Raw genomic sequence first — 23,002 nt, forward strand, 5'->3', positions numbered from 1 at the left:
TGACCCCGCTTCGATCGAAACCTCGCCGTCCGCGCACTTAATAATCTGCCCAGCCGTCTTCGCCGATAAGCGGCACGAAACTCACTTCGCCTAGCCAGTGCTCGTGATAATCGTGTTCGCCGTGGCGGACCAGTTTGATCAATCGCTGATGGTGATGCTCGCGCCCTACCGGCATGACGATCCGGCCACCGAGCGAGAGTTGCGAATGCCATGCCCGCGGGACACGCGGACCGCCAGCACCCGCGATAATCGCATCATACGGCGCATAGGCGAACAAACCGACCGTGCCGTCGCCGAGATGAACGGTCACGTTTGAAATGCCCAACCGCGCCAGCGTCTCGCGAGCGGTGTCGGCGAGCAACGGATCGCGCTCGACGGAATGGACGTGCGCCACGATTGCCGCCGCAATTGCGGCGGCATACCCCGATCCTGTACCGATGTCGAGAACCCGGTCACGCGGACCCAGTTCGGCCGCCTCCATCATCTGCGCGACGATGACGGGCTGCGAAATCGCTTGCTGACTTGCGATGGGCAACGCACTATCGTCGTACGCGTATTCACGGAGTTGCGCAGGTACGAATTCCTCGCGAGGCACACGGCGCATCGCGGAGAGCACGTTGGAATCGCGGACGCCCCGCCCCGCGATCTGCCGTACGACCATCCACTCCCGGGCTTCCCTGAAATCGATCATTGCGGCCTCCCTCATGATCTGGCTCGCCGATGCGGTGCTCGTCATGCACGCGCTGATCGCGTTTTTTATCGTGGGCGGACTCGCTGCGATCTGGATTGGCTCGAGCCTCGGTTGGGAATGGGTACGCTATCGGCTATTCCGGCTCGCTCATTTGTTCGCGATCGGCATCGTGTCGAGCTTATCACTGCTGGGGGTGGCCTGCCCCTTGACTACGCTCGAAGACTGGCTGCGCAACGGCTCTGTTGGGACGCAAGGCTTCATCCAGCGCTGGGTAAGCCGCCTGCTCTATTACGATGTTCCGGCCTGGGTGTTTACGCTCTCATACGTGGCATTCGCTCTGGCGGTGCTACTGACCTGGCTCAGGGTTCCTCCCCGGCAACAGAGGTAGCGCAAAGGCGATTTGGCGTACGATCTGCGGCGCCTCAGTCGTGTCAGGAAAACAGGCTGTTCTGCGCCGCGTTCGATATTGGCGAACGCGGACGTGAGAACTGGATGACGACGTCGTATGGCACACGGGTCCGTTTTCGCCAATAATGGCCCCACATCCACTATCGGACGAGGGCGACCATGCGTTACAGTCCCGACGCCATCCGCACCATCGCTCTGATCGGGCATGCCGGATGCGGCAAGACCTCGCTTGTCGAAGCCCTGCTCCACCAGGGCGGCGCGTTACACGCGCCCGGCAGCGTGGAGCGCGGCACCACGGTCTGCGATTTCGACCCCCTCGAGCGCAAATATCACCACTCTCTGAACTCCGCCGTCGCCCACCTGCACTACCGGGATACACGCATTTATCTGCTGGATACGCCCGGCTATCCGGACTTTTCCGGGCTGTCGATCAGCGCCCTGCCCGCTGTCGAGACTGCCGCCATCGTCATCAATGCCCAGACCGGCATCGAAATGACCACCCGGCGCATGATGGCGTGGGCGGAGAAACGCAAGCTCTGCAGAATGCTCATCGTGAATGGTATCGACGGTGAAAAGGTCGACCTCCCTGCGCTTTTGACACAAATCCAGGAGGCCTTCGGCAAGGAATGCCTGCCCATCAACCTGCCGGCGCAAGGCGGCCGCCAGGTGGTCGATTGCTTTTTTAATCCCGCCGGCGACGCCGATTTCCTGTCCGTTGCGGCGGCGCACAATGCGCTGGTCGATCAGGTGGTCGAGATCGATCCCGCCTTGATGGAGCTCTATCTGGAGCAAGGCGAGGCCATCACCCCGGAGCAGTTGCACGAGCCCTTCGAGCGGGCGCTGCGCGAAGCGCATCTGGTACCGATCTGCTTCACGTCGGCGGCCAATGGCGCCGGCATCGCGGAATTACTCGACGTGTTCGTCCGGCTCCTGCCCAATCCCATGGAAGGCAACCCGCCGCTCTTCTATCGCGATGCCGGCGGCCGCCAGGAAGTCGTGCGCGCCGAACCGGTCGCCGACAAGCACGTATTGGCCCACGCCTTCAAGATCGTCGTGGACCCTTACATCGGCAAGATGGCTGTGTTTCGCATCCATCAGGGCACGATCAGGCGCGATAGCCAGCTCTATATCGGCGACGGCCGCCAGCCGTTCAGAGTCACGCATCTGATGATGTTGCAGGGCAAGGAACACGTGGATGTCCCGCAAGCCGGCCCTGGCGATATCTGCGCCACAGCGAAGATCGATGAAATCGGCTTCGATTCCGTACTGCATGACGCCCCCGAGGACGGCAACATCCACCTGACGCCGCTCGACTTCCCCACGTCAATCTACGGATTGGCGATCGAACCTGCGCGCCCCGGCAACGAGCAGCGCCTCTGGGAGATTCTGCAAAAGCTGAGCGCGGAAGACCCGTGTTTGCGCATCGAACACCCGGTCGGCACCAACGAGACGGTAGTGCGCGGTCTGGGCGAGTTGCACTTGCGCCTCATGCTGGAGCGACTATCCGAGCAATACAAGCTCGAGGTCGTGACGCGGCCTCCGAAGATTGCCTATCGGGAAACCATCGGCGCCAAAGCCGAGGGGCACCATCGCCACAAGAAGCAAACCGGCGGCGCCGGGCAATTCGGCGAAGTGATGCTGCGCGTGGAGCCACTGCCGCGAGGCACGGGTTTCGAGTTCGTCGACGCCGTCAAGGGTGGCGCCATCCCCGGGCAGTTCATGCCCGCCGTGGAAAAAGGCATCCTGCAGGTCATCGACAGCGGGCCGCTTGCCGGCTTCCCGATGCAGGACGTGCGAGTCACCGTCTTCGACGGCAAGAGCCATTCAGTCGACTCCAAGGAGGTGGCATTCGTTTCCGCCGGGCGCAAGGCATTCATCGATGCGGTGCTGAAAGCTCAGCCTATCCTGCTCGAGCCTATCGTGGACATCGAGGTGATGACGCCGGAAGCCGCGATGGGTGACATCATCGGCGACCTGTCCGCCAAGCGCGGGCAGGTCCATGGCACACGCACGGCCGCCGGCAACGCCGTGGTCGTCGCTGGACAGGTGCCATTGTCCGAACTCAACGACTATCAATCGCGTCTGAACGCCATCGCCGGCGGGCACGGCAACTACACCATCCAGCTCAGCCACTACGATCCAGCCCCCGCCGCCCAGCAGGAGCGGATGGCGTCGCAGCACAAAAAACAGGGCGACGGCACGGCGCAATGACCGGCCGCGCGTGCCCTGCCACGTGTTTCTGCGCAACCTGTCCGCCAGCCCTATGAAGGAACCGCCGCCATGCTGAATTACCCCGCCGCCTACCAATCCACCAAGGGTTCCGCACTCGACGTCGACAAGGCGTTTTATCAACGCATCGCCTCCGGGCACGACACCCGCACGCTGGTCGAATCGATCGTCGTGCCAATCAGGTCAGGTCAAGCCTGGACTGTGCCAGCCGGCCATGTGTTCCGTATCGTCACGATCGAAGGTCCGCAGGTGGCCGACCTGAACATGTGGAACCTGCATAACCCGCGCGAGCGCATGTGGGCCTCGCGCACGCGGCAGTTGCAGCAGGCGCACGTGAGCACCTTCGACCGCTTATGGTCCACGCTGCCCTTCCTGCGGCCCATGGTGACGATCACCGACGACAGCCTCGCAGACTACGGGGTGGACGAACACGGTGGCCGCGTTCACGATCTGCTCGGCACCCGCTGCGACCCGTACGTCAACCGCATGCTGACCGGCGAGGATTTTCATTTCCACTGCCACTCCAATCTCACGCGAGCGATCGCCCCGTTTGGCCTGACCGAATACGATGTGCACGACGTGCTCAACGTGTTCCAGTGCACCGGCCTGAATCTCGACGACAAATACTTCATGAAGGCATGCCCCGCCAAGAAGGGGGACCACCTTGAATTTTTCGCGGAAATCGATCTGCTTTGCGCGCTGTCGACCTGTCCGGGCGGTGATCTCTCGCTGCCGATGTGGGGACCAGATGCGCGCGATCCGCTGGAGGTGTGCCGCCCGCTTGGCATCGAGGTCTACCGGCTCGCACCGCAGATGCTGGACGGCTGGACGCCGCCGGAGGTCGCCGCGTACAAGGGGCAGCACGGGATGACGCTGCAGCAGCCGGAATGGAAAATATGAGCGTCGGGCGCGGTTCGCGCTGGCGTGTTCGGGTGCGCTGCGATGGTAATTCCGGCATCAGAACGCAATGCGCCGGTCACAGCGCAAACAACCTCCCGCGCTGAGGCTCGCGGTCTTCCACACCCGCGAGTCGCAACGCGTGCCAGGCCATCGCAAAGTTGCTCGATATCACCGGCTTGCCGATCCTCGATTCGAGTTCCGGCACGAGTTCGGCAATCCGCAAGCTCGTGCATGACACGAAAACGGCGTCCACGTCCGGGTGCAATGCAAGGCGCTCGACAGCAGATCGCAGCGACGCCGTGTCGATCCGTGCCACTTCGTTATCGTTTGCATGCTCGAACGACGCCATGCGCGTCACGCCGACGCCACGCGCCTCGATGTAGTCACGCATGTAGTCGTTAATCGTGCGCACATAGGGCGTCAACAGAGCAACGCGCTGGGCACCCAGTGCGCGTAGCGCAGCAAGCGCAGCGGTAATCGGCGTGGTGCACGCCACGCCCGGACGCGCTTCGCGGATGCGCGCGAACACGTTTTCTTCGCCGATCACCATCGAGGCCGAGGTGCAGCCAAACGCCACGACATCGATCCGCTCTGCCGGCCGAATCAACGCGACCGCCGACGCGATGCGCGCCTCCATTTCCGCGAGGCGTTCGGGCGTAATGTCCGGCGAGTTGAGCACGCGGCTTTCATAGAACGCCACACCATCCTGAGTCAGCAGCTTGCGCCACTCGTGTTCGATCGTATGATCGGTGGCGAGTACCACCAGTCCGATGGCGGCGCGCCGGCAGATGCCGTCGTCCAGCGCGAATTCGAGCCTGACGTAGGCATCGTCCTGCCGTGGAATCGTGCTCATTTCAATGTCATCCCTGTCATGTCGAGTTCGGGCTGGCGACCGGCCATGATGTCGGCCAGCAGTTTTGCCGTGCCACACGACATCGTCCATCCCATGTGTCCGTGGCCCGTGTTCAGGTACAGGTTGCGGTGTCGGGTGCGGCCGATCAGCGGCGTCCCCTCGGGCGTCATCGGCCGCAGACCGGCCCAGTAGGACGCGCGGCTATAGTCGGCGCCGTCAGGGAACAATTCGCGGGCGGCCTGCAGCATCTGCCTGAAGTCAGCGGGCGTGTGGCGGGTGTCGTAGCCGGCGAACTCGGCGGTCGCGGTAAAGCGTAGCCGTTGGCCAAAACGCGCCCACGCCACGAGATTGTTTTCGTCGACGCCCCCCAGATCCGGCGGACGATGCTCGGGCCCAACAGGAAACGTGGCGGAATAGCCTTTCACCGGGTACACCGGCAACCGGTAGCCCAGGCGGCGCGCCAGGATAGGCGACCAGGAACCGAGTGCAAGAACGAATTCGTCGCCTGGTACGAGTCCCACCGGCGTGCGCACGCCAACGATCCGATCGCCGGACGCCTCGATCGCGCTAATGGACGTGTCGAATTCGAAACGCACGCCGAGGCGCTCACACACCGCTTTCAGCGCGCGGGTGAACAAATGCGCGTCGCCGCTTTCATCGGTTGGACAATAAATCGCGCCTGCGATCTTGTCACACGCATGCGCGAGCGCCGGCTCGCGCGCGGCCACCTGCGCCGCATCGAGCGTTTTGAGCGGCAGCCCGTTGTCCGCGAGGATCGACATGTTCTGCGTGCCTCGCGCGAAAGAAGCTTCGTCGCGATACAGGTACAACAGCCCGCGGCTGAGGCGATCGTATTGCAGGTGTTCGGCGGCGGTCAGTTGCTGCAATTGACTCTGCGCGTAGCGGCAAAGCCGTACCTTACGCGTTGTGTTCTCACGTGAACGTTCCGCTGTGCAATTGCGCAGAAACTGGAAACACCAGGCCCACATGTGAGGGTCTGCGTTCAGCTTGAGGCGCAGCGCCTGCCCTTCGACGAAGAGCGATTTCAGCAGAATTTTCGGCGCACGCGGAGACGCCCACGTGTACGAATGTCCCGGCGCGACGAGACCGGCGTTAGCAAAGCTGGTTTCGAGCGCAACGCCGGGCTGGCGGTCGATCACGGTCACCTCGCGGCCCTCTCGCGCGAGGTAATAGGCGGCCGTGACGCCCGCAATTCCGCCCCCCAGCACAACGGTTTTCATGGATGACTCCCTTGTCGACCGGAGCTGGCGCTCTAGCGCATTACTCCGGTCCCATGCAGAGCACTTACTCCAGTCCCAGGCAAAGCTACTTACCGTTAGTCAATATAACGTCGCCGCTACCTTTTTGTATGGTGTCCTATACGCGGATACCCTATACCGCTTAAGTGTGCAGCGAGTTCTATCATGAATCAGACGCTTTCATGGTAGCGCTGCGATGAGACCGGTAGTCAGGCTGTTGATCTGACAGATTACAACTTGCATGCGATGTACGTTTCCATCCGTTTTCTGATGCCACCGGGATAGCCGTCTGGCGGATCGCTCCGATCCCTTTCACAATAAGGAGTCTCCAACATGAATGCTCAGAAGAATGGCAAGCCGGGCGCAGGTCGCGTCTTGCGGCGGACGACAATCGCGGCATCGGCCGCTCTGGCCGTGCTCGCCGGCATGGCTCCCGGTTCGGCCCAAAGCCAGACCATCAAGATCGGCGTGCCCGTGCCGCTGTCGGGCAGTTCCGCCAATGCCGGCACGGACATCCTCAATGGCGCCAAGCTTGCCGCCGCGAAGGTCAATGCGGCGGGTGGCGTGCTCGGCAAGCAGATCGAACTGGTGCCGGAGGACGACGCCTGCGACGCGCAGACGGCCGTGCAGGCCGCGCAGAAGCTGGTCGACGCGGGCGTCGTTGCCGTGGCTGGCGGGTACTGCTCCAGTGCAGCGCTGCCGGAGCTGACGACCTTTCATCGCGCCGGAATTCCCTATGTGCTGGACGCATCGACCAATCCCAAGCTGACCGAGATGGGCTACGACGGCGTGTTCCGCACGATTGGCCGTGACGACGAGCAGGGGCCGTTTGCAGCCAGTTTCATGAAAAACTCGCTACACGCGAAGCGTGCGGCAGTGATCAACGACAACACGACCTACGCCAAGGGCCTCGCCGACAACACCGTGGCAGCCCTGAAAAAGGACGGTGTCGATGTCGTCTACGACGACGCGATCACACCCGGTCAGATGGACTACTCGCCAACGCTGACCCATGTCGCCTCACTGAAGCCGGACGTGATCTACTACACCGGCTATTTCTCCGAAGCCGGCCTGCTGGTGAAGGAGGCGCGGCAACTCGGCCTAAAAATGACCTTGATGGGCGGCGACGGCACCAACGACCCGACCCTGATGAAGACAGCCGGCCCGGCGGCGAATGACATGATCATCACCACGGCGCCGCTGGCGCAGTTCCTGAGCGGCGCGCACAGTTTCGTCGACGACTATACGAAGGCCTACGGGCAGGGGCCAGGACCGTATTCGGTCTACGAATACGATGCTGTCGGCGTCACGGCGAAGGCGATCGCGGACGCAAAATCGGCGACGCCTGCCGCGATCACGGCCGCTCTCCACAAGATCTCGAACTACCAGGGCGCAACCGGGACGATCGGTTTCAACCCTAAGGGTGATCGCAGTGTGGCGGTGTACATCACGATCATCGTTCGCGGCGACAATTTCGCGCCCTACCAGAAGCAGGATGCCGCGGGACACTGGATGGCGATGAAATAGGCCCTGTCGCGCCTCGCGCCCCGCCATGAGCAACTTCTTCCAGTTCGTCATCGAAGGGCTGACGATCGGCTCGTTCTATGCCCTCGTCGCCCTCGGTTACACGATGGTCTACGGGATTATCCGGCTGATCAACTTCGCTCACGGCGACTTGTTCATGGTGGGTGCGTTTGTCGGCTGGACCGGGTTGACCGTGCTTGCTGCAGCGCACCTGCCGCTCGCGTTGGCGCTGCTGATTGCCTTGGTGGCCTCGATGGCGGTCACGGGCGCACTCGGCCTCGCCATCGAGCGCGTTGCCTACCAGCCGCTGTTGCGCGCGCCGCGGCTGTCCATCCTGATCACGGCACTCGGCGTCTCGCTGGCGCTGGAGAACGGCGTGCTGCTGCTTTACGGCGCCGGTTTCAACACCTATCCCCATGTCCTCAGCCAGGCAGGACTCGAATTCCAGGGCGTGCAGATCACGTTCGCACAGGTCAGCATCATCGCCGCCAGCTTTGCGCTGATGCTCGCGCTGTATTTCTTCGTTCACCGCACCTTCGTCGGCACCGCGATGCGCGCATTGGCGATCGATCAGGACGCGGCGCGTCTGATGGGTATCGATGTCGAGCGGCTGATCCAGCTCACCTTCTTCCTGGGCTCAGCGCTGGCCGCCGTGGCCGGCGTCATGGAAGGCCTTTTCTACACGCAGATCAATTTCTTCATGGGCTTCGTGCTGGGCCTGCGCGCCTTCACCGCGGCCGTGCTGGGTGGCATCGGCAACATTCCGGGCGCCATGGCGGGCGGCATCCTGATTGGCCTGCTGGAGTCCTTTAGCGCGGGCTATGTCTCATCGCGGTGGACCGATGTGCTCGTGTTCGGCGTCCTGATCGCCGTGCTCGTGATCAAACCGACCGGCTTGTTCGGTGAACGCGTCGTCGAGAGAATGTAGCCTATGAGCGCCACGCTGGGGTCATTGCGTCGGTCCCGTTCTGCCGGCGTCGCGCTTCTTGCCGCTGCCGTGGCGCTGCCCGCTGTCGCCAGCAACTATATCGTCGATGTCGGCCTGACCATCGCCACCTATTCGATCCTCGGCCTCGGGCTGAACATCGTGGTGGGGTATGCCGGCTTGCTGGATCTGGGCTATGCGGCCTTCTTCGCGATCGGCGCCTACACGACGGCGCTGCTGGAAACGCTGTTGCACTTCTCGTTCTGGGAAACGCTGCCGTTCAGCCTCGCGTTCGCCGGCGCTTCGGGTATCGTCATCGGCTACCCTACCCTGCGCCTGCGCAGCGACTATCTGGCCATCGTCACGCTCGGCTTCGGCGAGATCACGCGCATCGTTGCCACGAATCTCAACATCACGGGCGGCCCCAACGGGATCTACGGTATCGCCAGCCCAAGCCTGTTCGGTTATGAAATCAGCTCGCCGGGTGCGGTCTACGAACTGGGCATCGCGTTTCTCGTGGTGGTGCTGGTGTTCGCGATCCGGCTTGGCCAGTCGCGGCTCGGGCGCGCCTGGACCAGTATCCGCGAGGATGAGGCGGCTGCCGAGGCCGTCGGCGTGCCGACACTGCGCGTCAAAATGCTGGCGTACATCCTGGGCGCATTGATCGGCGGTCTCGCCGGCAGCCTGTTCGCCGCGCGCTTCGGGACCATCGACCCGACCGGCTTCACTTATCTGCAGTCCGTGACGATCCTGATCGTCGTCGTGCTGGGCGGCCGGGGCAGTATTCCGGGCGTGATACTCGGCGCAGTCATCGTCGCCGGCCTACCCGAGATGCTGCGTTTTCTGAACCTTTGGCGCATCTTCGCTTTCGCGATCGGGCTCGTGATCCTGATGCTGCTCAGACCGCAAGGGCTGTGGCCGGCGCCGCTGCGCCGGGTGGCGCCACCGCGCCAGGGTAAGGGCGATCCTGAAGCCCTCCCGCCGCGGGACAAGATCACCGATGCAGTCCTGCTCGAGGTGCGCAACATGCAGCGCCGCTTCGGCGGCGTGCAAGCGGTCGGCGGGATCAGCTTCACCGTACGCAACGGGGAAATCCTGAGCCTTATCGGCCCTAACGGTGCGGGTAAGACGACGGTGTTCAACTGCCTCACCGGCGTGATCCGCCCGACAGGTGGTCAGGTGCTGTGGCGTGGAACCTCGCTGGCCGGCGGCGCGCCGCATCGCATCGTTCACGCCGGAATGGCGCGCACCTTCCAGGGCATCCGCCTGTTCGCCAACATGACGGCCTTCGAGAACGTGCTGATCGGCATGGATCATCGCCTCCATACGCCGCTCGTCGCCGAACTGTTTGCGTTGCCCTCCGCTCGCGCCGAGGAAGCGGATCACGCAGCGGAAGGCCTGCGCTGGCTCACGTTCGTCGGGCTCGGGGCGCGCGCGGGCGAACGCGCGGCCGACCTGCCCTATGGCGATCAACGCCGGCTGGAGATCGCCCGCGCCCTCGCCAGCAACCCGCACCTGCTGTTGCTGGACGAGCCGGCAGCGGGGATGAACCCGACCGAGAAGCACGCGCTGATGGCGTTGATCCGGCGTATCCGGGATTACGGCGTGACCGTGCTTCTGATCGAACACGACATGATGCTGGTGATGAGCGTGTCAGACCGGATCATCGTCATGGACCACGGCGTCATCATCGCCGAGGGAACGCCCGCTGAGATTCAGACGGACCAGCGTGTGATCGACGCCTATCTCGGCACGGCCGAGGCTGACGAAGCGGCCGACGATGCCGCCGGGGAGAAATCGCTGTGGGACTCCTAGAAATACGCGATCTGCGCGTGGGCTATGGGAACGTAGAGGTTCTGCATGGCATCTCGCTGGACGTCGGAGAGGGCGAGATCGTGGCATTGCTCGGCAGCAATGGGGCGGGAAAAACCACGACACTGCGCGCCATTTCCGGCCTGATTCGCCCGCGCGCGGGACAGATCGTGATGGGCGGCCACGCGCTCACCGGACTGCGCGCACACCAGATCGTGGCACTGGGTCTCGGTCATGTGCCGGAAGGCCGTCGCATGTTCGGGGCGTTGACAGTCGAGGAAAATCTGCGTCTTGGCGGCTATCTGATCCGGCGCGACAGCGCAGTACTGGAGCAGCGAATAGCCGACGTCTATCAGACTTTCTCGCGGCTTGGCGAGCGGCGTAGCCAGTTGGCGGGAACGCTAAGCGGTGGCGAGCAGCAGATGCTGGCGATCGCACGCGCACTGATGCTGCGGCCACGCATCATCGTGCTCGACGAACCGTCGATGGGCCTCGCGCCGAAGCTGGTCCGGGCGATTTTCGGCATGATCGCCGACATCTGCAAGGAAGGCACGTCGATCCTCCTTGTCGAACAGAACGCGCGCCAGGCGCTGCGCATCGCGCAGCGAGCCTACGTGCTGGAGAGCGGCCGCATCGCTCTCGCCGGCCCGGCCCACGAATTGGCACAAGACACCCGGGTTCGCGCAGCGTATCTGGGCGGCAGTGCCGTCGCCACCGAGTGACGCCGGCCCAGATGCGCTGTTGCACCGTTACCCACAGCGCCTGGCTGACACGGCGTGTCTGACCTGCAGCCGCTGCCTCAGAACGAATGCCGCATCCCGATCCGTACATCGGACTGGGTATTCGACAACGAAGGTGTGAAGCTGTAGCCGATCACCGCATTCACGCCATCCGACGCACGCAGATAGTCGCCGGAAATGTACACATCAGTACGCTTGGACAACAGATAGTGCAGTCCGAGCGAGCCCTGGTTCCAGTGATTGCCTTCGAAGCTCGTGTGCTGATAGCCGCCGTACAGCGACAGCGCAGGCGTGAAGTTATACGATGCGCCCGCTTCATACACCTGCATGTGCGAGGTCTGCCCGAAGCCCTTGATCGTCGTGTAGGTGAAATCGCCGGAGAGCATCAGGTCGCCGATCGTATAGGCGGCACCGACTGCAAACGCGCCTTGCTTATCCACCGGGAATGCCGACGAGCTATACAGATCGGTCACCGCGCCGGTGGCCGGATCGACGGAAACGGTCGGCTGGCCGAGGAAGGTACGCGTGCCGATCATGGCGTACGGGTCGAAAGCATAGATGCCGAATGGATTGTTCAACTGCGTATACGCCACGCCCATGTTGAACGGGCCGTGGTCGTAATGCGCGCCCACGCTCCATGCGCTCTTCTGATGGAAGTCGCCGGCGGTGTTGCCGAACGAGTACATGCCGCCGAAGGTGAAGCCGGCGAAATCGTTCGACAGGAACTTCACCGAGTTCGGCAAGCGGTCGCCGTTCATCCGGTCGAAGTCACCCTGGTGAATCGCATAGCCGCTCGCCCATGCGGAGATGTTGTACATGAAGACAAACTCTTCGGTCATATCGAGCTGATTGCCGAATGAGAACGTCCCCCACCCATTCTTCAGGCCGACATAAGCCTGGCGTCCGAATTCAGCACCACCGAATGCATACTGCCCATTGCCGAGGTGAAAACCCGACTCGAGCACGAATACCGCTTGCAGGCCGCCGCCGAGATCTTCCACGCCTTTGAAGCCGATCCGGTTGCCGTACGAAACGCCGTCGTCGAATTTGAACTGGTGTGCGCCGCCCGCATTGTTCACATAGGTGATGCCGGCGTCCAGAATCCCGTAAAGGGTGACGCTGCTCTGTGCATACGCTGCCGTCGGTGCGCATACAGCGCTTGCCGCGAGGGCCAGCCCCGAAAGACTAACGGCATTTGTCTTCTTCATCTAATTATCCCCTGCTCTGTGCCTGCGTATTTCGTTGGATAAAGCGATCCCTGCCGCGTGTTGTCTTCCAACGCGCGACACTTCTCGCATGACGGGCAGTTCGAAACCGGCTGAGACTGATTGAAACGGATTGAAGCTCAATAAAACTGACCAAGCCGGCTAAAGCGGGCTAGGCCGAACAGGCTGATTGAAGCTATCGGCAATGCATACGATCATCTGTCATGCCTGCATCGATGCACCAAGAATAAGGGTCCAGATTTATGAAGATTCGACCGGATGCGACATAAATCTGTCGAGTAGCGACCTCGTAGTTAGGAATGCCTTTGTTATTTCACACCGAGTGCGGTTTGTACCGCTTGCAAGCCGTTCGAGCCACTGGCGGTGTTCACGCCGTCGAGCCACGATTTCAACAATTCGGGGTGGCGCTTGAGTGCTTCGGCCGCTGCGGCGTCGACGCCGGTTTTCTTCTCCAGCACCTCGGTGATCACACCGTTCTCCAGATCGACATTGAACGTGAGTTGCCTGAACAGGCGGCCCACATTCGGGCATTGCTCGGCGTACCCGCTACGTGCAACGGTATTGACCGTCGCGCCGCCGTAGTTCGGCCCGAAGTACTTGTCGCCGCCGTCCAGATAGGTCAGCTTGAACTTCGTGTTCATCAGATGCGGTTCCCATGCAAGAAACACGATCCACTTCTTCTCCCGCACCGCGCGGTCGACCTGGGTGAGCATGCCGGTCTCACTCGATTCGACGACCTTCCAGCTGCCGAGCCCGTACGCCTTGTCGTCGACCATCTTCTTGATGTTCTGATTGGCCGGTGCCCCCGGTTCGATGCCATAGATCTTGCTGTCGAACTTGTCGGCGTTCTTCGCGAGGTCCGCGAATGTATGGACGCCGGCAGCTGCCACGTAGTCCGGCACCGCGAGCGTGAACTTCGCGTTGCTCAGATTCGGATGCACGACCTCGATCGATTTTTCATCCTCGAACGGTTTCACCACCGGCGCCTGCGCCGGCATCCAGTTGCCGAGAAACACGTCGATCTGCCCTTTCTTCAGGCCTTGATAGGTGATCGGCACCGACAGGTTCGCCACGTTCTGATGGTAGCCGAGCGCCTTCAACAGTATGCCGGTCATCGCATTGGTGGCGTCGATGTCGGTCCAGCCGGGCCCCGCCATGTTGACCTGCGTACAAGACTGCGGCTCGGCCGCCGCGGCAAACGTGGCCGCCGCGCACAGCAGCGCAGCGCCGGATACAGCCTGTTTAAAGAGCTTTTTCATCATGTCGGCTTCCTGTAGGTGGGATGATTCGTCAGCAGAGGTATCAACGCTTCACAGCGGGAAAACGCGCCATCGCTTCGAGCGTGTCGAGATCGATGTGATTGCGCATATAGCGCTGGCTCGCATCGACATGCGGTTGCCAGTCCCATGACGCGACCGTGCCTTGCGTCGTCGCCTCGAAATGAAAACGGCGGCGGCGCTGGCTTCTCAGTACTTCGTTGTGCAGTGCCGCGAGGTTCCAGCGCCGTGCAATCTCCTCGCGCAGCGCCGCGACCTGGGACGCATAGTCGGGCCGAGCCGCAAGGTTCTCGCGTTCCAGCGGGTCCGCTGCCACGTCGTAGAGTTGGTCAGGATCAGCCGGTGTGTGAATGAACTTGAAGCGCCCGCGCCGCAGCATCACGATCGGCGCGATAGCGCCTTCCGCCAGGTATTCGCCGATCGCTTCGTCATGGCCGCTGCGGCCAACGTGAGTGTCTTGTGTGGCTTGTGTGGCTTGTGTGCCAAGCAGATGCGGCAAGAGACTTTGACCATCGAGCGAATCCGGCCAGACCACCGGTTGTTCGCCGCGCGCCATTTCCACCAGCGTGGGCAGCAGGTCGAGATGCGAGACCGACTCGCGCACGCGATGCGCGTCGAACTGCTGCGGCGCATGAACGATCAACGGTACCCGGCAGCCTCCTTCGAAGAACGTCATCTTGTACCAGAGACCACGCTCGCCGAGCATCTCTCCATGATCGGATGTCACGACGATAACGGTATCTTTCGCAAGCCCTGATTGTTCGAGCGCCTCGAGGATCGCGCCGAACTGGTCATCGACGTAGGAGATCGCACCGTAATAGGCGCGCCGTGCGTTGCGGATCTGCTGGTCGGTCGGCGGCGTGCGGTCGGTTTCGCACACATGCCGCAAGCGCTGCGAATGCGGATCGGATTCGTCGAACGAGTCGCGATGGGCGGGCATCTCGATGTCTTCGTCCGCATACATGTCCCAGTACTTTCGCGGGATCGCGTAAGGGTCGTGCGGATGCGTCAGCGAAGCGACCATGCAGAACGGCCGTCCATCTTTGCCGGCATGTCGTTCACGCGCGATATCGAAGAGCTTCTGGCGGGTGGTGAACGTGACTTCATCGTCGAAGTCCAGCTGGTTCGTGCGCACGCAGGGGCCAGCGTCGATCACCGAACTCATGTTGTGATACCACGATGGACGCGCTTCGAAATCGTCCCAGTTGGGTGTCCAGCCGAAATCCGCGGGATAGATGTCTGTGGTGAGCCGCTCTTCAAATCCGTGCAATTGATCGGCGCCGCAGAAATGCATTTTGCCGGACAGGATCGTGCGATACCCTTCGGCACGAAGATAATGCGCGAACGTCAGCGTTTGCGACGGAAACTCTGCTGCATTGTCATAGGCGCCAATGGCGGACGGCAGCTTGCCCGACAAAAATGAAAAACGCGACGGCGCGCACAGCGGACTGGCGCAATACGCCGATTCGAATACCACGCCCTGCTTCGCGAGGCGATCGAGATTGGGCGTCTTCGTTAGACGATGTCCGTAGGCGGCAAGCGCAAACGGCGTCATCTGGTCCGCCATCAGAATGAGAATATTCTTTTTCGTGTCAAGCATTGGGGCGCGCCTCGAATAGAATCGTAAGTGTTGCTGCGGGTGTCGTTGCAAGCGGGATACGGGTGTGCCAACCCCGCGTGAACACCACTATTGCCGTCCAATTCGCCGCTGTGAAGACGGCAAATCGTTATGTGCCTATAAGGGGGACTTATGTCGAGGCAGGACCGCTTGCCGCCGATGCAGGCGTTAACGATGTTCGAATCCGCGGCGCGTCTCGCGAGCTTCACGGCAGCTGCGCGCGAGCTGGGTTCAACGCAGCCGGCGGTCAGTCAGCGCGTGGTCCAACTCGAAGAAGCACTGGGTGCATCGCTTTTCGAGCGCGGCCATCGCGGCGTCACGCTCACGGAAGACGGCGTGTGCCTCTTCGAAGCGGTGCGCAACGCCCTCGACACCATTCGCGTCGCCACTGCCGAGATCCGCGCGCGGCGCACGCCGCAAACCCTCACGCTTTCCACTGACTTCGGTTTCGCAACCTACTGGCTGATGCCCCGCCTGTCGCAGTTCAAGGCATTGATGCCGGATGTCGACGTGAAGATCATCACGTCGCAGAACGTATTCGATCCATCGCACGATCAGGCGGACATTGCGATCGCGTTTGGCGACGAGGATGCGGACTGGACCGCGCGAGATGCGCTCAAGCTATTTCCCGAGCGGGTCAAACCGGTGTGCAGTCCGGCGTTTCTGGCAGCGCATCCGCAGTTGCGCGCGCCGTCAGATCTGCTGAGCTTGCCGCTGCTGCATCTTGAACCCACCCAGCCGGCACGCTGGTTGTCGTGGGCCGACTGGTTCGCGGCGCACGGTCTGGATGCGCCCGCCGCACATCGCGGCATCACGTTCAACAGTTTTACGCTCGTGATCCACGCAGCGATCATGGGCCAGGGCGTTGCGCTCGGCTGGGCGCCTCTGGTCGGCGAACTCCTCGCCACGGGGCAGCTCGTCGAACTGTTCGACACACCCGTGGTCACCGAGCGCGGCTATCTGCTCGTTACACAACGCGCGGCGACACCGGCGGTCAGCGCATTCCGCCGATGGCTGATCGATGAATGCGGACTCGAGGCTGAATGAGGAGGTCGCCTCAGAAAAGTGAGGATGAAATGTGAACCACAGTTGACACATGTGTAATCTATGGATTACACTTTCTGCATGTTGAATATCCGCACCACCGAGACATTTGATGCATGGTTCGACGGCTTGAAAGACCGGATCGCCAAGCGCCGCATTCAGGCTCGCATCGACCGCCTGGCGATGGGCAACCCCGGCGACACGAATTCCGCAGGCGCGCCGATTACCGAACTGCGGATCGATCACGGTCCCGGCTATCGCGTCTACTACGTGCAACGCGGCGCAGTGCTGGTGATCCTGCTGTGTGGTGGAGACAAGTCGACTCAACCCGCAGATATAAAAGCCGCACACAAGATGCTGGCGAACCTTGAATCGGAGTGAACGATGGAAAAGATCAAAACCCGGCAGTGGGATTCGGCCGAACACCTGAAAACCGAAACGGACATGGCTGAATACTTCGAGGCCTGTTTGCTTGAAGGTGGCGACGACCCTGCATTCCTCGCGCATGCGTTGGGCGTGATCGCGCGTGCGCGTGGCATGGCGCAGCTCGCCCGCGACACCGGAATCTCGCGCGAAGGTCTCTACAAGGCGCTGTCCGAAGATGGCAATCCCAGCTTCGCGACGATCATCAAGGTGATCCGCGCCCTCGGTCTGGAGCTGCACGCGGCGCCTTCCCACGCCTGAGATAGATTGATGCTTAGGGCGCGTGGTTCATTCGCCACCCCAACCTCCCCTGACGCTCCCATACCAGTGCGACGGCGGTTAGCTTCTATCCCCGTGCCCCGCTGATTTGCTCTACTGCGATGATGCATGCCGCGCCCCGCGGCGATGCCCTATCGCTTAAGTGGAGAGCGCATGTCCGCCGATTCCCGTCCCGATCAACTGGTTCTCACCGTCGCGTGTCCGAGCGCGGCGGGCCAGGTTGCCGCCGTCGTCGGCTTTCTCGACCGGCATCATTGCTATATCGACGAACTGACCGTTTTCGACGACGACCTCAGCGAACGCTTCTTCGTACGCTGCGTGTTTCATGGCGCCGACACCAACGAAACCCTGCACATCGCGGCACTCAAACGCGAATTCGAATCGATCGCTGAGCGCTTTCAGATGACATGGGCGATGCACGACGTCGGCACCCGGCCGAAGGTGTTGATCATGGTGTCGAAACTCGAACACTGTCTCGCCGATCTGCTGTTCCGCTGGCGCATGGGAGAGTTGAAGATGGATATCGTCGGCATCGCCTCGAACCATCGCGATCTCGAACCGCTCGCGCAACAGCATGGCTTGCCATTTCATCATCTACCCATCACTGCCGATACCAAGCCACAACAGGAAGCGCGTTTGCTCGATCTGTTCGAGACATCAGGCGCTGAACTGATGATCCTTGCACGCTACATGCAGATTCTTTCCGGCGAAACGAGCCGTGCGCTCGCGGCCCGCGCGATCAACATCCACCATTCGTTTCTGCCTGGATTCAAAGGAGCAAAGCCTTATCACCAGGCCCATGCGCGCGGCGTGAAACTGATCGGCGCAACCGCTCACTTCGTCACCGACGATCTCGACGAAGGTCCGATCATCGAGCAGGTCGTGGAGCGCGTCGATCACTCATACAGCCCGGAGCGGCTGCTTGCGACGGGACGCGACGTCGAATGCATCACGCTAGCGCGGGCAGTCAAGGCATTTATCGAGCGACGCGTGTTCATCAACGGCGATAGGACCGTCGTGTTGCAATAAACAAAAGCGCCGCTGGAAACGTTGATGCCGCAACTGCAACAAAGTTTGACATTTTTCGCCTGATGCTCACCTATATTGCCATTTTCAATACGGGGTTGAATATGGCAATTCCCTTGCATCTTTGGTTGAAGGATGAAGGCGGCGCGGATATCGTCGGGTCAAGCAATGTAGGCGGACGCGATAAGGGGGATAGGTCCGATCCCCAAGGGAACATACTTCATCGTTGACCGTCAATCGGGCGGGATGCTTGGTTTCCTTTATGATCTTTGGGGCGCGTATGGCTATGGCACAACGGATCACCGGAAATGGTTTTGCTTATGGAACCCGAACACAGGCGATTCGACCATCGTTGACGGGATCAAGCGGGGAAATTTCCGGTTGCATCCCATGGGTCCGCAACGCCTGAGCGAAGGTTGTATCACGATCGTCAGCCAGTACGATTTTGATCGGCTTGAACGATACCTTCGTTCGCATCCACCTGATTTGCCCGTGCCGGGAACAGCGCTAAAGGCATACGGAACAGTGGAAGTTCGATGAAAAAATCCATGCTTTACATCGGGAACCTTTTGCTGACAGTCGTCGGCGCATTTTTCCTTGTGCGACTCTTTTTGACGCTACCGTTCAACATGCCGGACGCGGTCGATTGGTTCCTTCGAGTCATCCTGGACATTTGCGGTCGTGACGATATGGCGAACCCTGATGACATGGAAGTTTTTTCGGTTTTGCTCTATTTCGTTATCGCGCTGATCATTGTCGGGTTTGCCGTCTTCGGTTTAAATGTTGTGCTCAGTCAGCGTCTGGCGAAGTGGCGCGGTCATCGCTAGTGCGGATCGGGCGGCGTTGCACCCACCAGCGAGGCGCGCCCTAGCCTTCCGATTTCGTTTAGCAATTCGGCGGCGGTCATGGGCGCGGGTCCGCCTTCGGCAAGCGTGACGATCAACGCAAGCACACCGGCCATGCGTTCATCTTCCGCTTCGAGGTGGTGCGCCTTGTGCTGTGAAAAAAGCGTCAGACGGGTCTGGGTAACAGGGTTCATGGCTGCATGAACTGACCTCTAAAAGTTGCCGCTTAGAAAAAGCGGCAACTCATTCACGCGAAGCAAGAAATCATTTCACCCAGCTATCCACACGGTCGCCATGCGCACTGATCCACGCATCGGCAGCGGCCGTCGGCTTCTCGCCGTTTTGTGTCGCCAGCATCACGCTGTCGATCTCGCCCGGTTTCCATTGAAACTTCTTGAGGAACGCCACCACCGGTGGTGCCTTCGTCTCCAGCTCAGGATTGACGACGCTATCCACGTGCTCGGCTTCGCCGAATACCTTCTTGGGATCGTCGAGGAATTTGAGTTTGTACTTCGCGAACATCCAGTGCGGCTTCCAGCCGGTCACGATGATCGGCTTACTCGCCGCTTCCGAACGCGCCAGTTCCGCGGTCATTGCGCTACCCGAGCTCGGCATCAGCTGATAGTCGAGCCCGTATGCCTTGATCGCTTCACTGGCTTTCTGCATCACGCCCGCGCCGGCATCGATACCGACGATACGCGAGCCGAATTCCGCCTTCTTAGCCTCCAGATCGCCGACGCTCTTCACGTCCGCACTGTCCGGCACGATCAGCCCGATCTTCGCATCGTTGAAGTTGGGGCCCAGGTCGACGACTTTATCCTTGAAGTTGTTCCAGTACGCGCCATGCGTGACCGGGAGCCACGCGGACAGCGTCGCGTCGAGGTCGCCGCGCGCCACGCCTTGCCACATCACACCGGCTGCGACCGGCACCAGCTGCACCTGATAGCCGAGGCGCTTTTCGATCACACGTGCCGCCACGTTCGACGTTGCGACACTGTCGTCCCAACCTTCCACGTAGCCGATCTTGATAGTCGGCTTGGCATCGGCCGACACCGTCACGCTGCTTGCGGCCAGCGCCGCGCTCAAAGCGGTCAACACAAATATCTTTCTGATCAGTCTCATCGCCATTCTCCCGTTCGCCGTCCAAACCACCCATTGAGCATTTAGAATCGCCAACCAGAATTGCCGGGTAGCGTTGTTTTCCGACATCCAGTTGTCCGCAGGCGACCTCGACTGAGAGTCCGCGCTGCGTTCTCGTCTTACTTATCGACCACGAGATCGCTTAACGGCTTGCTGCAGCACAGCAGCACCATGCCCTGATCAATTTCGCGCTGGCGGATGCCGCCTGCGTGCTTCATGGCGACTTCGCCGGACACCAGCTTCACCTTGCAGGTGCCGCACATGCCCTGCGTGCACGACGCGGCGAGCCGGACGCCGGCCTTCTTCGCCGCGTCGAGTACATGCTGGCCGCTGCCGCATTCGATCTCGCGGTTGCTTTTGGCGAAGCTCACCTTGAACTTTGTTTCCGTCTCGAGCGGCACCTGCGCGGGGGTGAAGCCAGCCGCCTGCTCACGCGTTTCAGCGAAGCTTTCCGCAGTGACTGTAGGCGCCAGCAACGCATCGGCGACATGCGCGGTGGTCAATTGCGCGGCCACCTCGCTGATCGTCTCGAACGAGAAGCTTTCCTCGTGATAGTGGCTGCGATCGAAGCCGCCTTCAGCCAGCAGGTTGCGGACTGCCTGCATGTATGGCGCAGGACCGCACGTGAAAATCTCACGGTCGAGAAAATCCGGCGCAATGAGCTTCAGCAAGGGCAAGGTCAGAAAACCGGTGACACCTGGCCAATTGGTCCGTGCACCAAGGCGCTCACATACAAACGCCGTGCGGAAATTGGCCTGATTCGACGCAATCAGATCGAGCTCGCGCGCGAAGATGATGTCGTCCGGCGTGCGGGCGCTGTGCACGAACACGATGTCGCTATCCTCGCCGAGTTCATAGTGCGCGCGGCTCATCGACATCAGTGGCGTAACGCCCGAACCAGCCGACAAAAACAGCAACTTACGCGCCGGATGCCGCGCACAGGTGAACTCGCCGGATGGCCCCAGCACACGAACCTGCGTACCCGCGTGCAGATTGTCGTGCAGCCAGTTCGACACCTTGCCGCCCGGCACGCGCTTCACCGTGATGGAGATGGTGTGCGGGCGCGTGGGCGGCGAAGAAATCGTATAGCAGCGATTCACCGCCTCGCCGTCGATCTCCAGTTCCAGCGTGATGAACTGCCCCGGCTCGAACACGAACGCCCGCTCGGACGGCGCACGAAAGAAAAAGCTCTTTACATCGTGGGTTTCCTGGCGGACCTGGCAGCACACCAGCGTGTCGTCGGTGTCGCTGTTCCAGCGCGCGGGCAACGTCTCCCAGAACCGCGGCTGCGTGACCCGGCTGGAAGCCTCATGGCCTGAAGTTTCGCGGCTTAATGTCTCGAGGTTCGAACCCGGCTCGGGGTTGAGCTGAAACGTCGCCTGATCGCGCATCATCATTTTCTCCCGCTCCTGGTTGCGGTATCGCGCTCAGCGCATGAAAGACACGACTTTTTCGCCGTGCGAAAGCGGCGCATCGCCGGCATCATGGGTTTGGGGCGCATTGCTGTAATCGGCAATACGGCCGATATACCACTCGCAGAACTTCTCGACGAGACCTTCGGTGAACGGCGAATACGGACCCGGTTCGTAGGCGCTGCTGGTCGCGCCGCGTTGCGAGTATTCGACAAGCGCGCGGTCCTGGTCATTGGTCGCACGCCACACGGCCGTGAGATTGTTGACGTCGTAATCGATGCCTTCACGTGCATCCTTGTGGACCAGCCACTTGGTGCGCACCAGTGTTTTGCCCGCCGACAACGGAATCACCGAAAAGCTGACGATATGGTCACTCATGAAGTGATGCCATGAGTTCGGCTGCGTCCAGAACGAGAGACCGCCGAGATCAGCCTGCTCGAATCCGCCGAGCAGTTTCTTCGATGCGACCTTCGCGTCCATGGTCTGCGATTCGCCGTCGCGATCGAGCGGCAGGCGTTGTGTGCGGAAACCCGTCACCAGATCCGCCAGACGGTCGATTTCCGCCGAGGGCAGTTTCATCGCTTCCCATTGCGCGGTACGGCGCGCCACCGTCTCTTCGAACGCCGCCATGCCTTCCTCGTTAGCGGGCGTGCGTTGATAGCCAAAACCGTATTCGTAAAGCGAAATCGTCAACTCGGGATGGTTCGCGACGCAGTGGTAGCACTCGCGATTGTTCTCCATCGTGAGCTTCCAATTGCCCTCTTCGATGATGTCGATCGAGGCCGCGATCTTGCAGCCGGCGAGCTCATGCGGCAACAGATACGGCTCCATCGCGGCGCGCATCACGGCGAAGTCGGTGGGCGGTTCGTCGGCGAGACAGATGAAGATCAGGCCGGCAAGATTCTCGACATGCACCGCTTTCAGGCTGTGCTTGCAGCGGTCGAACTGGTCGCCCATATGCTCGGCGAACATCAGATCGCCGTTCAGGTTATAGGTCCAGCTGTGATACGGACAAACGATATTGCCGAGCGAACCCTTGTCCGTATTGCACAAACGCGCACCGCGATGACGGCAGACGTTATGGAAGGCCCGCACCTGCATGTCGTCGTCGCGCACGATCAGAATCGAATCGCTACCGATTTCCACGGTGATGTAGTCGCCCGGCTCCGGCACATCCGGTTCCACCGCGACCTGAATCCAGTGCTTGCGGAAAATCGCCTCCATGTCGAGCGCGAAAATAGCCTCGCTCGTATAGAACGGCGCTTCCAGTGTGTGATTCTTTTTGCGGCGTTCGATCATTGCGCGAACGTCTGCCGAAACTTTCATTGTGTGCTCCGTTGCATGTCACGTCTGGCGCTGCACCAGGCCCTC

The 23,002-nt window shown here is 61.3% G+C and carries 22 protein-coding genes and 1 pseudogene; 13 read left to right on the forward strand and 10 right to left on the reverse strand.

What is annotated here, in order from left to right:
- Window positions 1-37 precede the first annotated feature (37 nt).
- Window positions 38-691 (reverse strand): protein-L-isoaspartate(D-aspartate) O-methyltransferase, encoded by a 654-nt coding sequence (locus KHO31_RS29290; protein ID WP_201080737.1) that lies wholly within the window; start codon window positions 689-691, stop codon window positions 38-40.
- Between the two features lie 13 nt (window positions 692-704).
- On the opposite strand from KHO31_RS29290, the gene KHO31_RS29295 reads away from it, so the two are divergent.
- The 3 genes from KHO31_RS29295 (at window position 705) to KHO31_RS29305 (ending at window position 4,228) form a co-directional block, all read left to right on the forward strand.
- Entirely contained in the window at window positions 705-1,079 is a 375-nt protein-coding gene (locus tag KHO31_RS29295; RefSeq protein WP_201080735.1) for a DUF2784 domain-containing protein, read from the forward strand.
- 179 nt (window positions 1,080-1,258) lie between these two features.
- Window positions 1,259-3,310 (forward strand): elongation factor G, encoded by a 2,052-nt coding sequence (fusA, locus tag KHO31_RS29300; RefSeq protein ID WP_201080733.1) that lies wholly within the window; start codon window positions 1,259-1,261, stop codon window positions 3,308-3,310.
- 69 nt (window positions 3,311-3,379) lie between these two features.
- Window positions 3,380-4,228: an urea carboxylase-associated family protein gene (locus tag KHO31_RS29305; RefSeq protein ID WP_201080731.1), complete on the forward strand. Its 849-nt coding sequence runs from the start codon at window positions 3,380-3,382 to the stop codon at window positions 4,226-4,228.
- Window positions 4,229-4,304: 76 nt separating this feature from the next.
- Here KHO31_RS29305 and KHO31_RS29310 read toward each other — a convergent pair whose 3' ends face one another.
- Window positions 4,305-5,081, reverse strand: a complete 777-nt coding sequence (locus KHO31_RS29310) for a maleate cis-trans isomerase family protein (RefSeq protein WP_201080729.1) — start codon at window positions 5,079-5,081, stop codon at window positions 4,305-4,307.
- Entirely contained in the window at window positions 5,078-6,322 is a 1,245-nt protein-coding gene (locus KHO31_RS29315; RefSeq protein WP_201080727.1) for a D-amino acid dehydrogenase, read from the reverse strand. Before KHO31_RS29315 ends, KHO31_RS29310 begins: the two co-directional genes overlap by 4 nt.
- Before the next feature lie 351 nt (window positions 6,323-6,673).
- On the opposite strand from KHO31_RS29315, the gene KHO31_RS29320 reads away from it, so the two are divergent.
- From KHO31_RS29320 to KHO31_RS29335, 4 genes are read left to right on the forward strand one after another with little or no spacing between them, the layout of a single operon-like run.
- Window positions 6,674-7,867, forward strand: coding sequence for a branched-chain amino acid ABC transporter substrate-binding protein (locus tag KHO31_RS29320; RefSeq protein ID WP_201080724.1), 1,194 nt, complete (start codon window positions 6,674-6,676; stop codon window positions 7,865-7,867).
- A gap of 25 nt (window positions 7,868-7,892) precedes the next feature.
- Entirely contained in the window at window positions 7,893-8,792 is a 900-nt protein-coding gene (locus tag KHO31_RS29325) for a branched-chain amino acid ABC transporter permease (RefSeq protein WP_201080722.1), read from the forward strand.
- 3 nt (window positions 8,793-8,795) lie between these two features.
- A complete protein-coding gene (locus KHO31_RS29330) occupies window positions 8,796-10,604 on the forward strand; it encodes a branched-chain amino acid ABC transporter ATP-binding protein/permease (RefSeq protein WP_201086313.1) in 1,809 nt (602 codons plus the stop codon).
- Complete coding sequence (locus KHO31_RS29335; protein ID WP_201086312.1) at window positions 10,592-11,323, forward strand: ABC transporter ATP-binding protein; 732 nt, start codon at window positions 10,592-10,594, stop codon at window positions 11,321-11,323. Before KHO31_RS29330 ends, KHO31_RS29335 begins: the two co-directional genes overlap by 13 nt.
- A gap of 77 nt (window positions 11,324-11,400) precedes the next feature.
- Here the strand turns inward: KHO31_RS29335 and KHO31_RS29340 are convergent, their stop codons facing one another.
- The 3 genes from KHO31_RS29340 to betC form a co-directional block, all read right to left on the reverse strand.
- A complete protein-coding gene (locus KHO31_RS29340; protein WP_201080716.1) occupies window positions 11,401-12,549 on the reverse strand; it encodes a porin in 1,149 nt (382 codons plus the stop codon).
- A gap of 326 nt (window positions 12,550-12,875) precedes the next feature.
- The gene (locus KHO31_RS29345) at window positions 12,876-13,829 is read right to left on the reverse strand and encodes a choline ABC transporter substrate-binding protein (RefSeq protein WP_407945970.1); all 954 of its coding nucleotides are present in this window, start codon (window positions 13,827-13,829) and stop codon (window positions 12,876-12,878) included.
- A gap of 40 nt (window positions 13,830-13,869) precedes the next feature.
- A complete protein-coding gene (betC, locus tag KHO31_RS29350) occupies window positions 13,870-15,444 on the reverse strand; it encodes a choline-sulfatase (protein WP_201080714.1) in 1,575 nt (524 codons plus the stop codon).
- 150 nt (window positions 15,445-15,594) lie between these two features.
- On the opposite strand from betC, the gene KHO31_RS29355 reads away from it, so the two are divergent.
- The 6 genes and pseudogenes from KHO31_RS29355 (at window position 15,595) to KHO31_RS29380 (ending at window position 19,061) form a co-directional block, all read left to right on the forward strand.
- Window positions 15,595-16,509 (forward strand): choline sulfate utilization transcriptional regulator, encoded by a 915-nt coding sequence (locus KHO31_RS29355; protein WP_211624717.1) that lies wholly within the window; start codon window positions 15,595-15,597, stop codon window positions 16,507-16,509.
- A 60-nt stretch (window positions 16,510-16,569) separates the two neighbouring features.
- Window positions 16,570-16,887, forward strand: coding sequence for a type II toxin-antitoxin system RelE/ParE family toxin (locus KHO31_RS29360; protein WP_211610447.1), 318 nt, complete (start codon window positions 16,570-16,572; stop codon window positions 16,885-16,887).
- 3 nt (window positions 16,888-16,890) lie between these two features.
- Complete coding sequence (locus KHO31_RS29365; protein ID WP_201086310.1) at window positions 16,891-17,190, forward strand: addiction module antidote protein; 300 nt, start codon at window positions 16,891-16,893, stop codon at window positions 17,188-17,190.
- A 171-nt stretch (window positions 17,191-17,361) separates the two neighbouring features.
- Window positions 17,362-18,237, forward strand: a complete 876-nt coding sequence (gene purU, locus KHO31_RS29370; RefSeq protein ID WP_201080706.1) for a formyltetrahydrofolate deformylase — start codon at window positions 17,362-17,364, stop codon at window positions 18,235-18,237.
- A 219-nt stretch (window positions 18,238-18,456) separates the two neighbouring features.
- A pseudogene (locus tag KHO31_RS40100) lies at window positions 18,457-18,651 on the forward strand (tlde1 domain-containing protein); the annotation flags it as partial.
- Between the two features lie 119 nt (window positions 18,652-18,770).
- Complete coding sequence (locus tag KHO31_RS29380; RefSeq protein ID WP_201086309.1) at window positions 18,771-19,061, forward strand: hypothetical protein; 291 nt, start codon at window positions 18,771-18,773, stop codon at window positions 19,059-19,061.
- Here the strand turns inward: KHO31_RS29380 and KHO31_RS29385 are convergent.
- The 4 genes from KHO31_RS29385 to KHO31_RS29400 all read right to left on the reverse strand — a co-directional run bounded on the left by KHO31_RS29385 (window position 19,058) and on the right by KHO31_RS29400 (window position 22,957).
- A complete protein-coding gene (locus KHO31_RS29385) occupies window positions 19,058-19,273 on the reverse strand; it encodes a hypothetical protein (protein ID WP_201086308.1) in 216 nt (71 codons plus the stop codon). The two genes, KHO31_RS29380 and KHO31_RS29385, sit on opposite strands and share 4 nt — an antisense overlap.
- 70 nt (window positions 19,274-19,343) lie before the next feature.
- Window positions 19,344-20,201: a glycine betaine ABC transporter substrate-binding protein gene (locus tag KHO31_RS29390; RefSeq protein WP_201086307.1), complete on the reverse strand. Its 858-nt coding sequence runs from the start codon at window positions 20,199-20,201 to the stop codon at window positions 19,344-19,346.
- A gap of 137 nt (window positions 20,202-20,338) precedes the next feature.
- Window positions 20,339-21,613, reverse strand: a complete 1,275-nt coding sequence (locus tag KHO31_RS29395) for a hybrid-cluster NAD(P)-dependent oxidoreductase (RefSeq protein ID WP_201086316.1) — start codon at window positions 21,611-21,613, stop codon at window positions 20,339-20,341.
- Window positions 21,614-21,646: 33 nt separating this feature from the next.
- Window positions 21,647-22,957, reverse strand: coding sequence for an aromatic ring-hydroxylating oxygenase subunit alpha (locus tag KHO31_RS29400; protein ID WP_211624719.1), 1,311 nt, complete (start codon window positions 22,955-22,957; stop codon window positions 21,647-21,649).
- Window positions 22,958-23,002 lie beyond the last annotated feature (45 nt).

This window comes from Paraburkholderia domus (assembly GCF_905220705.1).
Taxonomy (GTDB): Bacteria; Pseudomonadota; Gammaproteobacteria; order Burkholderiales; family Burkholderiaceae; genus Paraburkholderia; species Paraburkholderia domus.

Bases quoted from the DNA above. Each gene is read 5' to 3' on its own strand.
- KHO31_RS29380 (WP_201086309.1), top strand. From the start codon at position 18,771: ATGAAAAAATCCATGCTTTACATCGGGAACCTTTTGCTGACAGTCGTC.
- KHO31_RS29355 (WP_211624717.1), top strand. From the start codon at position 15,595: ATGTCGAGGCAGGACCGCTTGCCGCCGATGCAGGCGTTAACGATGTTC.
- KHO31_RS29400 (WP_211624719.1), bottom strand. From the start codon at position 22,957: ATGAAAGTTTCGGCAGACGTTCGCGCAATGATCGAACGCCGCAAAAAG.
- purU (WP_201080706.1), top strand. From the start codon at position 17,362: ATGTCCGCCGATTCCCGTCCCGATCAACTGGTTCTCACCGTCGCGTGT.
- KHO31_RS29390 (WP_201086307.1), bottom strand. From the start codon at position 20,201: ATGAGACTGATCAGAAAGATATTTGTGTTGACCGCTTTGAGCGCGGCG.
- KHO31_RS29315 (WP_201080727.1), bottom strand. From the start codon at position 6,322: ATGAAAACCGTTGTGCTGGGGGGCGGAATTGCGGGCGTCACGGCCGCC.
- KHO31_RS29310 (WP_201080729.1), bottom strand. From the start codon at position 5,081: ATGAGCACGATTCCACGGCAGGACGATGCCTACGTCAGGCTCGAATTC.
- KHO31_RS29360 (WP_211610447.1), top strand. From the start codon at position 16,570: ATGGATTACACTTTCTGCATGTTGAATATCCGCACCACCGAGACATTT.
- KHO31_RS29385 (WP_201086308.1), bottom strand. From the start codon at position 19,273: ATGAACCCTGTTACCCAGACCCGTCTGACGCTTTTTTCACAGCACAAG.
- KHO31_RS29320 (WP_201080724.1), top strand. From the start codon at position 6,674: ATGAATGCTCAGAAGAATGGCAAGCCGGGCGCAGGTCGCGTCTTGCGG.
- KHO31_RS29340 (WP_201080716.1), bottom strand. From the start codon at position 12,549: ATGAAGAAGACAAATGCCGTTAGTCTTTCGGGGCTGGCCCTCGCGGCA.
- KHO31_RS29395 (WP_201086316.1), bottom strand. From the start codon at position 21,613: ATGATGCGCGATCAGGCGACGTTTCAGCTCAACCCCGAGCCGGGTTCG.
- KHO31_RS29365 (WP_201086310.1), top strand. From the start codon at position 16,891: ATGGAAAAGATCAAAACCCGGCAGTGGGATTCGGCCGAACACCTGAAA.
- KHO31_RS29295 (WP_201080735.1), top strand. From the start codon at position 705: ATGATCTGGCTCGCCGATGCGGTGCTCGTCATGCACGCGCTGATCGCG.
- KHO31_RS29325 (WP_201080722.1), top strand. From the start codon at position 7,893: ATGAGCAACTTCTTCCAGTTCGTCATCGAAGGGCTGACGATCGGCTCG.
- KHO31_RS29345 (WP_407945970.1), bottom strand. From the start codon at position 13,829: ATGATGAAAAAGCTCTTTAAACAGGCTGTATCCGGCGCTGCGCTGCTG.
- KHO31_RS29305 (WP_201080731.1), top strand. From the start codon at position 3,380: ATGCTGAATTACCCCGCCGCCTACCAATCCACCAAGGGTTCCGCACTC.
- KHO31_RS29290 (WP_201080737.1), bottom strand. From the start codon at position 691: ATGATCGATTTCAGGGAAGCCCGGGAGTGGATGGTCGTACGGCAGATC.
- betC (WP_201080714.1), bottom strand. From the start codon at position 15,444: ATGCTTGACACGAAAAAGAATATTCTCATTCTGATGGCGGACCAGATG.
- KHO31_RS29330 (WP_201086313.1), top strand. From the start codon at position 8,796: ATGAGCGCCACGCTGGGGTCATTGCGTCGGTCCCGTTCTGCCGGCGTC.
- fusA (WP_201080733.1), top strand. From the start codon at position 1,259: ATGCGTTACAGTCCCGACGCCATCCGCACCATCGCTCTGATCGGGCAT.